General features: G+C 63.1%; 7 protein-coding genes and 1 pseudogene. 5 read left to right on the top strand and 3 right to left on the bottom strand.

Features of this window, described 5'->3' with window-relative positions; all coding sequences use genetic code 11:
- Positions 1–394 precede the first annotated feature (394 nt).
- Positions 395–1,273, bottom strand: coding sequence for a LysR substrate-binding domain-containing protein (locus C6A77_RS17705; protein WP_114170629.1), 879 nt, complete (start codon positions 1,271–1,273; stop codon positions 395–397).
- Between the two features lie 97 nt (positions 1,274–1,370).
- Between C6A77_RS17705 and C6A77_RS17700 the strand changes: the two genes are divergently transcribed.
- From C6A77_RS17700 to guaA, 4 genes are all read left to right on the top strand, one after another.
- Positions 1,371–2,126 carry a sulfite exporter TauE/SafE family protein gene (locus C6A77_RS17700; protein ID WP_114170628.1) on the top strand — a complete coding sequence of 252 codons (756 nt, stop codon included), beginning with the start codon at positions 1,371–1,373 and terminating at the stop codon, positions 2,124–2,126.
- Between the two features lie 47 nt (positions 2,127–2,173).
- Positions 2,174–2,731: a sugar ABC transporter ATPase gene (locus C6A77_RS17695; RefSeq protein ID WP_114170627.1), complete on the top strand. Its 558-nt coding sequence runs from the start codon at positions 2,174–2,176 to the stop codon at positions 2,729–2,731.
- Between the two features lie 86 nt (positions 2,732–2,817).
- Entirely contained in the window at positions 2,818–4,287 is a 1,470-nt protein-coding gene (gene guaB / locus C6A77_RS17690; RefSeq protein WP_114170626.1) for an IMP dehydrogenase, read from the top strand.
- 78 nt (positions 4,288–4,365) lie between these two features.
- Complete coding sequence (gene guaA, locus C6A77_RS17685; RefSeq protein ID WP_114170625.1) at positions 4,366–5,943, top strand: glutamine-hydrolyzing GMP synthase; 1,578 nt, start codon at positions 4,366–4,368, stop codon at positions 5,941–5,943.
- Positions 5,944–6,066: 123 nt separating this feature from the next.
- Here guaA and C6A77_RS26185 read toward each other — a convergent pair whose 3' ends face one another.
- Entirely contained in the window at positions 6,067–6,402 is a 336-nt protein-coding gene (locus tag C6A77_RS26185; protein WP_346330248.1) for a hypothetical protein, read from the bottom strand.
- 46 nt (positions 6,403–6,448) lie between these two features.
- Between C6A77_RS26185 and C6A77_RS26180 the strand changes: the two are divergent.
- Positions 6,449–6,637 (top strand): annotated as a pseudogene (locus tag C6A77_RS26180) (type II toxin-antitoxin system death-on-curing family toxin); the annotation flags it as partial.
- A 297-nt stretch (positions 6,638–6,934) separates the two neighbouring features.
- Here the strand turns inward: C6A77_RS26180 and C6A77_RS17670 are convergent.
- The gene (locus C6A77_RS17670) at positions 6,935–7,879 is read right to left on the bottom strand and encodes an AraC family transcriptional regulator (RefSeq protein ID WP_114170623.1); all 945 of its coding nucleotides are present in this window, start codon (positions 7,877–7,879) and stop codon (positions 6,935–6,937) included.
- Between the last annotated feature and the right edge of the window lie 157 nt (positions 7,880–8,036).

Below are 8,036 nucleotides of genomic sequence, written 5' to 3'. Positions count from 1 at the left end.
TGGGAGCGGCCGCGGCCGCGAACACCGGCGCAGCCGGTGCCAGCCACCGCGTCGCCTGCTTCGCGGGCTTGCCCGCTCCCACAGGTACTGCGCTGGTTTCGGGTTCAAACGGTACCTGTGGGAGCGGCCGCGGCCGCGAACACCGGCGTAGCCGGTGCCATCCACCGCGTCGCCTGCTTCGCGGGCTTGCCCGCTTCCACAGGTACTGCGCTGGCTTCGGGTTCAAACGGTACCTGTGGGAGCGGCCGCGGCCGCGAACACCGGCGCAGCCGGTGCCATCCACCGCGTCGCCTGCTTCGCGGGCTTGCCCGCTCCCACAGGCTGCGCGGGCTTCGGGTTCAAATGGTACCTGTGGGAGCGGCTTTAGCCGCGAACACCGGCGTAGCCGGTGCTATCAACCCTGCATCGCGGCCACGAATTGCCTGACCATCTGCCCCGCATCCCGCCGGCAAGCCAGCGCCACGGTACTCTCGCAGCCCCCTTCCAGCGCCACGAAGCTGACCGAGGGCGGGGCAAGCTCACGCATGCACTGCGGCAACAGCGCCACCCCGAACCCCGCCTGAATCAGCTGCAGCTGGGTAGTCTTGCGCGACAGCACTTGCGCCGCCTGCGGGAAAAAGCCCGCGTCCATGCACAGCGACGCCGACAGGTAACTGAGCCCGCCACGGTCACGGTGCGGGATCGAAATGAAGCGCTCTTCGCGCAATTGCTCCAGTTTCACCTGTGCCGCGCCGGCCAGGCGATGGCCGGCGGCGACCGCCAGCAACAAGGGCTCGCTGAACAGCGTATGCAGCACCACACCTTCGTGCTGGCGCAGCACCGGCAAGCGCAACAGGCCGATATCCAGCCGCCCGCCGGCAATATCCTCCAGCTGCGCTTCCGACGACTGCTGGGCAATCTCCAGCGAAACCCCTGGGTTGTCGCGCAAGTAGCCGCCCAGGCGGGCCAGCAGTGGGCCGATCAGTGGTACGGTACTGGAATGGTTCAGGCGCAGGCTGCCCTGCAACCCTTCGCCGATATCGCGGGTCAGCCGCTCCGCCTGCACCAGGTCGGCCAGCAAGCGCCGCGCCCGTTCCAGAAAAGCCTGGCCGGCCAGGGTCAGGCGTGGCAGGCGCGCGGTGCGCTCGAACAGTGGCGTACCCAGTTGCTGCTCCAGCTCCTTGATCTGCCGGCTCAGCGCCGACTGGGCGACGAACAGCCGCTCGGCGGCAGCGCTGAAGCTGCCGCATTCAGCGATTTCCACGAAGTAACGCAACTGGCGAATCGACGTCATGTCATGCCTTTTCAAGATGGCTGTGGCGATAAAGGCATATTAGTCGGCATGGCTCATGGCTGGCTAACCTTTGCCTGTCTTCCGAGGAATTGTTGCCATGCTCGCCCAATTGTCGTTTTCCGGCCTCGACTGGCTGCCCATCCTGTTCGGTGTCGGCGCTGCCTACATCGTTTTCGGCATTGCCGGCTTTGGCACTGCGCTGGTGGCCGGCCCGGTGCTGATCCACTTCATGCCGCTGTCGCGGATCATTCCGCTGCTGGTGCTGCTGGACTTCGTCGCCGCCTTCGGCAACCTGCTGCCGTCACGCCGCGATGTCGTACGCGGCGAGTTGCTGCGCCTGCTGCCGTTCATGGCCGTTGGCTGCACCCTGGGCGTGGTTTTCCTGCTGCAGCTGAAATCCGACCTGTTGCTGTTGTTGATGGGCGTGTTCGTGACCGCCTATGCGTTGTACGGCTTGGCGGTGAAAGTGCGGCCGGCCAGCCTGTCGCCCTTCTGGGCGGTGCCGATGGGCACGGCAGGCGGGCTGTTCGGCGCCTTGTTCGGCAGTGGTGGTTTTCTCTACGCGCTGTACCTGAGCGCGCGGCTGCAGGCAAAGGAGCAGGTGCGTGCCACCCAGAGCGCGCTGATCAGTTGCAGTACAGTGGTGCGCCTGTCGCTGTTCCTGATCGCCGGCGTATATGCCGACCAGAGCCTGTTGCTGCTCGCGGCCTGTCTGTTGCCGGTCATGCTGGTCGGCCTGTGGCTTGGGCGCCGGCTGACCCACCGCTTGTCCCGCGAGGCCTTCGTGCGCCTGGTCACCTGGCTGGTGCTGGCCAGCGGCCTGGCGCTGATCGGTCGCTACCTGAGCGCCTGAGCGGTAGAATTGCGCGATTACCGCAGTTTTGCAGGCTTGTCCCGTTCATGAACACCCAGAGCATCATCGTTCCCAAGCTGTCTACCGTCCCGGTGCATGAAGCCCGTGCCCGCGCCATCCTGCGCTGGCTGGTGCGCGAGAAAGTGGTCGAAGAGCAGCTCACCACCTGTGGCCGCACCGGCAACCGCATGGGCCATGCCCTGGCCGCAGGGGCACGTAAAGTCGCCCTGCAGCCGGAAAAACTGCCCTTCGGCGAGCCGGTCAATGGCCTGGAAGTGATGCTCAAGCGCTGCATCTATACCCCCACCGAAGGCTTCCTCGAAGAAGCCGGCTGCCCGCAGTGCCGGCGCGAGGTGGGCGAGCCACTGTTCGAGAGCCTGGAAGAATGGATGCCGGCGGTCAGCGACAACTTCACCTGCCCGCTGTGCGGCTTCGAAGATGACATCAATGGCTTCATTTACCTGCAGCCATGTGCCTTTTCCAACCTGGGGTTCATCTTCAACAACTGGGGCGAGGCCGGGTTCACCCAGGCCTTTCTCGACAGCTTTGCCGACTGGCTCGACCAGCCGGTGGCCGTGGTCCAGGTGAAACTGCCACGAGGCTGACCGAAGGCCCTTATTTTGCATTGAGCGGCGCGCCGTGCATGAGTATAATGGCGCGCTTCCATTTTTCCCGCCCGGGAGCCCCCGCGATGCTGCGTATCAGCCAAGAAGCCCTGACCTTCGACGATATCCTCCTTGTACCTGGCTATTCCGAGGTACTGCCCAATGAAGTCAGTCTCAAGACCCGTTTGACCCGTGGCATCGAGCTGAACATTCCGCTGGTTTCCGCCGCCATGGATACCGTGACCGAAGCGCGCCTGGCCATTGCCATGGCCCAGGAAGGCGGCATCGGCATCATCCACAAGAACATGACCATCGAACAGCAGGCCAGCGAAGTGCGCAAGGTCAAGAAGTTCGAGGCTGGCGTGGTCAAGGACCCGATCACCATCGACGCCGACGCCACCGTGCGCGACCTGTTCGACCTGACCCGCCTGAACAACATCTCCGGCGTTCCGGTGCTGGCCAACGGCGACCTGGTCGGTATCGTCACCTCCCGTGACGTGCGCTTCGAAAGCCGTCTGGATGCCAAGGTCCGCGACGTGATGACGCCGAAAGAGCGTCTGGTCACCGTCCGCGAAGGCGCCGACAAGAACGAAGTGCGCGAGCTGCTGCACAAGCACCGTCTGGAAAAAGTGCTGATCGTCGACGACAAGTTCAACCTCAAGGGCATGATGACCGTCAAGGACATCGAGAAGGCCAAGGCCTACCCGCTGGCCAGCAAGGACGACCAGGGTCGCCTGCGCGTCGGCGCTGCGGTCGGCACCGGCAAGGACACCGGCGAGCGCGTTGCTGCCCTGGTCGCTGCCGGCGTTGATGTGGTGGTGGTCGACACCGCCCACGGTCACTCCAAAGGCGTGATCGACCGCGTTCGCTGGGTCAAGCAAACCTACCCGCAAGTGCAGGTGATCGGCGGCAACATCGCCACCGGCGCTGCCGCCAAGGCCCTGGCCGAAGCTGGCGCCGACGCGGTCAAGGTCGGTATCGGCCCAGGCTCGATCTGCACCACCCGTATCGTTGCCGGTGTCGGCGTGCCGCAGATCAGCGCCATCGCCAACGTCGCGGCGGCACTGGAAGGCACTGGCGTGCCGCTGATCGCCGACGGCGGTATCCGCTTCTCCGGTGACCTGTCCAAGGCCATCGTCGCCGGTGCTTCCTGCGTGATGATGGGTTCGATGTTCGCCGGTACCGAAGAAGCCCCGGGTGAAGTCGAACTGTTCCAGGGCCGTTCCTACAAGGCCTACCGCGGCATGGGCTCGCTGGGTGCCATGGCACAGGCGCAAGGCTCCTCCGACCGCTACTTCCAGGACTCCTCGGCCGGCGCCGAGAAGCTGGTACCGGAAGGCATCGAAGGCCGCGTACCTTACAAGGGCGCGCTGGCCGCGATCATCCACCAGCTGATGGGCGGCCTGCGTTCGTCCATGGGCTACACCGGCAGCGCAACCATCGAAGAGATGCGCACCAAGCCGGAATTCGTGCGCATCACCGGTGCCGGCATGGCCGAGTCCCACGTGCACGATGTGCAGATCACCAAAGAAGCCCCTAACTACCGCGTAGGCTGAGGCTTCCGGCACTACCTGTTAGCGGGGCTGTCACGACAGCCCCGCGTCGTTTCCGATTTCCACTGACGAGATTGAGTCATGGCCCTCGACATTCACGCTCACCGCATCCTGATCCTCGATTTCGGTTCCCAGTACACCCAGCTGATCGCCCGCCGCGTGCGCGAGATCGGCGTGTACTGCGAGCTGCACCCGTTCGACATGGACGATGAAGCGATCCGCGAATTCAACCCGCGCGGCATCATCCTCGCCGGCGGCCCCGAGTCGGTCCACGAAGCCAACAGCCCGCGCGCGCCACAGGCCGTGTTCGACCTGAACGTGCCGGTACTGGGCATCTGCTACGGCATGCAGACCATGGCCGAGCAAATGGGCGGCAAGGTCGAGGGTTCCGACCTGCGTGAGTTCGGTTATGCCCGCGTCGACGTAGTCGGCAAGAGCCGCCTGCTCGATGGCATCGAAGACCACATCGACGCCGACGGCGTACTGGGCCTGGACGTGTGGATGAGCCACGGCGACAAGGTCACCCAGATGCCGGGCGACTTCCACGTGCTGGCCAGCACCCCGAGCTGCCCGATCGCCGGCATGTTCGACGACGCCCGCGGCTACTACGGCGTGCAGTTCCACCCGGAAGTGACCCACACCAAGCAAGGCGGTCGTATCCTGTCCCGCTTCGTGCAGGACATCTGCGGCTGCGAAGCGCTGTGGACCCCGTCCAACATCGTCGAAGACGCCATCGCCCAGGTGCGTGAGCAAGTCGGTTCGGCCAACGTCCTGCTGGGCCTGTCCGGCGGCGTTGACAGCTCGGTGGTTGCCGCGCTGCTGCACCGCGCCATCGGCGACCAGCTGACCTGCGTGTTCGTCGACAACGGCCTGCTGCGCCTGCACGAAGGCGACCAGGTGATGGCCATGTTCAAGGAGAACATGGGCGTCAAGGTCATCCGCGCCGACGCTGAAAAGCAGTTCCTCGACAACCTGGAAGGCGAAGCCGACCCGGAGAAGAAGCGCAAGATCATCGGCCGTACCTTCATCGACGTGTTCGACGCCGAAGCCAGCAAGCTGGACAACATCCAGTTCCTCGCCCAGGGCACCATCTACCCGGACGTGATCGAGTCGGCTGGCGCCAAGAGCGGCAAGGCCCACGTGATCAAGTCGCACCACAACGTCGGTGGTCTGCCGGAGGAAATGAACCTCAAGCTGGTCGAGCCGCTGCGTGAACTGTTCAAGGACGAAGTGCGCAAGATCGGCCTGGAACTGGGCCTGCCGTACGACATGGTCTACCGCCACCCGTTCCCGGGCCCAGGCCTGGGCGTGCGTATCCTCGGTGAAGTGAAGAAAGAGTACGCCGACATCCTGCGTCGCGCTGACCACATCTTCATCGAAGAACTGCGCAAGGCCGACTGGTACCACAAGACCAGCCAGGCCTTCGTAGTGTTCCAGCCGGTCAAGTCGGTCGGCGTCGTGGGCGACGGCCGTCGCTACGCCTGGGTCGTGGCCCTGCGCGCCGTCGAGACCGTGGACTTCATGACTGCACGCTGGGCGCACCTGCCGTACGAGCTGCTGGAAACCGTCAGCGGCCGTATCATCAACGAAATCGACGGCATTTCGCGCGTTACCTACGACGTGTCGAGCAAGCCGCCGGCGACCATCGAGTGGGAATGATCCCGCGTCTGGCATAAGCCGGCAGCAAGCCCAGGAAGCCCGCGTAATCGCGGGCTTTTTGCGTTTTGTGTTTGGCACGTGCAACGATGCATCAGAACCAGCTGGCAGCTGGCGCTTGTAACCTCAATCCGTCATGGACGGCCCCGACGGGCCAACAAATGCCGGACAACCTTCTCGGCGCTGGGAGGTTATGGCTCGGTGCGTGTTGTCTCTTTGTGTGCTACCTTGCGGGTAGTAATTGATCAAGCTGTTCGGGATACTGAAGCTATGAATCACAAGCTGAGCACCTATGGCGTATCCATCGTCGACAGGCCAAAAATCAAAGCCACCAAGAAGCTGGACCTGAGTGGCGAACAGGGTAAGCAGATTGTTTTTTCCGAAACCAAGCTCGCTCTCAGAACTCATAAAAAGACCTTCCAGAAGTTGGCTGACATGTAATGGAATTGATTTTCTTTCCATTTGAGCGTGTCATTGAGATAAATAGATACTGACTACTGAGCCGGGCATGAAGGGGGCAGTAAGCATTTCGATGCTGCAAGACGCATTGGCCCGAATCGACAATGCGATCGTTTATGACGGCCTCGACGATGTATTTGAAATTGCCGCTAAGTACACTGCTAGTATCGCACGAGCTCACGCACTCCCTGACGCTAACAAGCGCACCGGGCTTGCGGTTGGATTGGAGTACCTCTCGCTCAATGATTATGAAATTACCTTGGATAATGATTTGCTAGCGGATGCCGTTAGGGATTTTGTTATCGGGGATATTAACGAGCATGATTTCGCCGATATTCTCTACTCGTGTTTCATCGCATCAGAAAATCAGCCTTGGTGTCAGGACGACTTATGCGTTCTGAACCCCAGCCAGGCGGCGGTCGGTAGTAGGCGAAAAAAGCTGCGCAACACCTTTCCAGTGAAACGCGTCGGGAGATTGATCGCTCAAGCTAAACGGGCCTGCATTGCAGGCCCGTTTTTTTATCCGGTAAAAACCCTACTCAGCCCCGGGAGAGTGCCCGAAATACGCCTTGTACGCATTGCAGAAGTTGGCAGCGTTGGCGTAGCCGACCTGATAAGCAACCTGCGACACCTGCCAGCGGCGTTCCAGCAGCAGGGCACGGGCCAGCTCCAGGCGCTGTTGCCGCACGTATTGCAGCAGCGACTGGCCGAACTCGTGGCTGAATGCACGGCGCAAGGTGGTCTCGCTCACGCCCAGTTGACGGGCGAGGGTGGCGGCGGTCGGCGGCGCCTGCAGCTGGGTATCGAGCTGGCGGCGCGTTTCCATGGCCAGGTCGCGGCGCCCGCGGTCCTGGGTTTTGTCGGCAAGCTTGTGGCCAGTGAGGTGGGTGGCCAGCTCCAGCACGATGGCCAGGCTCAGGCTTTCGCAATGCAGGCGCCTGAGCGCGCCCGTGTAAGGCGATAGATACAGCTGCTGGAACAGGCGGCTTACCGTTGGCCACTGCGGCAACTGGTCGAAGCGCATGCCATCGGCGGCCAGGGCCAGCAACGGCATCAGCTGCGCGTCATCCCTGGCCAACTCGTGCAGGTAATCACCGGCAATGCGCACCCCGGCCATGCGGGCGTGGCTGTTGGCCGGCAGCTGGTCCTGCGCTTCCAGGCTTTCGCCCAGGCCCAGCAGGTGCAGTTGACCCGGGGCATAGCTGTTGAGCGTGCCGTCGACCTTGTGCTGCCAGGCGCCATCGAACACCTGCACGATGCACAGGCTTTGCGGCAACACCTTGTCGATCCGCAGTGGCTCCGGGAATTGCAGGTTGCAATCGAAGTACTGCAACCCGCCATGTACCGTCTGCGCCCGGTAGTGGCCGGTGGCGCTGCCCATCACCCGCGCGCTGCTCGCGTCCAGTACACCGGCCTCGGCGAGCGAGCCGGGGCTGTCGAAGGAAAAGGCGGTGTCGAGGTAAGGGCTGATCGATCGCATGGGCGCTAGGCATCCTTGGCTGAGGGCGGCATGGCCAGAAATGGTAACGCGTGCACATTTCCGGCGACAGCCATTGTGCGCACGGCGCTGTCTGTTGTGCGAACCGGTCAATGGGGTTGGCAGCGCGGGCCTGGCTTATTTCAATGGGCGTTTGTTC

Origin of the sequence: Pseudomonas sp. AFG_SD02_1510_Pfu_092 (assembly GCF_003331055.1) — a bacterium.
Classification (GTDB): Bacteria; Pseudomonadota; Gammaproteobacteria; order Pseudomonadales; family Pseudomonadaceae; genus Aquipseudomonas.
The sequence above is the reverse complement of the archived record's forward strand: the minus strand, read 5'-3'. Positions and strand labels throughout refer to the sequence as shown.

What these genes read in the sequence shown, in the direction of transcription:
- guaB (WP_114170626.1), top strand. Translation starts at nt 2,818, where the DNA reads ATGCTGCGTATCAGCCAAGAAGCCCTGACCTTCGACGATATCCTCCTT.
- guaA (WP_114170625.1), top strand. Translation starts at nt 4,366, where the DNA reads ATGGCCCTCGACATTCACGCTCACCGCATCCTGATCCTCGATTTCGGT.
- C6A77_RS17695 (WP_114170627.1), top strand. Translation starts at nt 2,174, where the DNA reads ATGAACACCCAGAGCATCATCGTTCCCAAGCTGTCTACCGTCCCGGTG.
- C6A77_RS17700 (WP_114170628.1), top strand. Translation starts at nt 1,371, where the DNA reads ATGCTCGCCCAATTGTCGTTTTCCGGCCTCGACTGGCTGCCCATCCTG.
- C6A77_RS26185 (WP_346330248.1), bottom strand. Translation starts at nt 6,402, where the DNA reads ATGGAAAGAAAATCAATTCCATTACATGTCAGCCAACTTCTGGAAGGT.
- C6A77_RS17705 (WP_114170629.1), bottom strand. Translation starts at nt 1,273, where the DNA reads ATGACGTCGATTCGCCAGTTGCGTTACTTCGTGGAAATCGCTGAATGC.
- C6A77_RS17670 (WP_114170623.1), bottom strand. Translation starts at nt 7,879, where the DNA reads ATGCGATCGATCAGCCCTTACCTCGACACCGCCTTTTCCTTCGACAGC.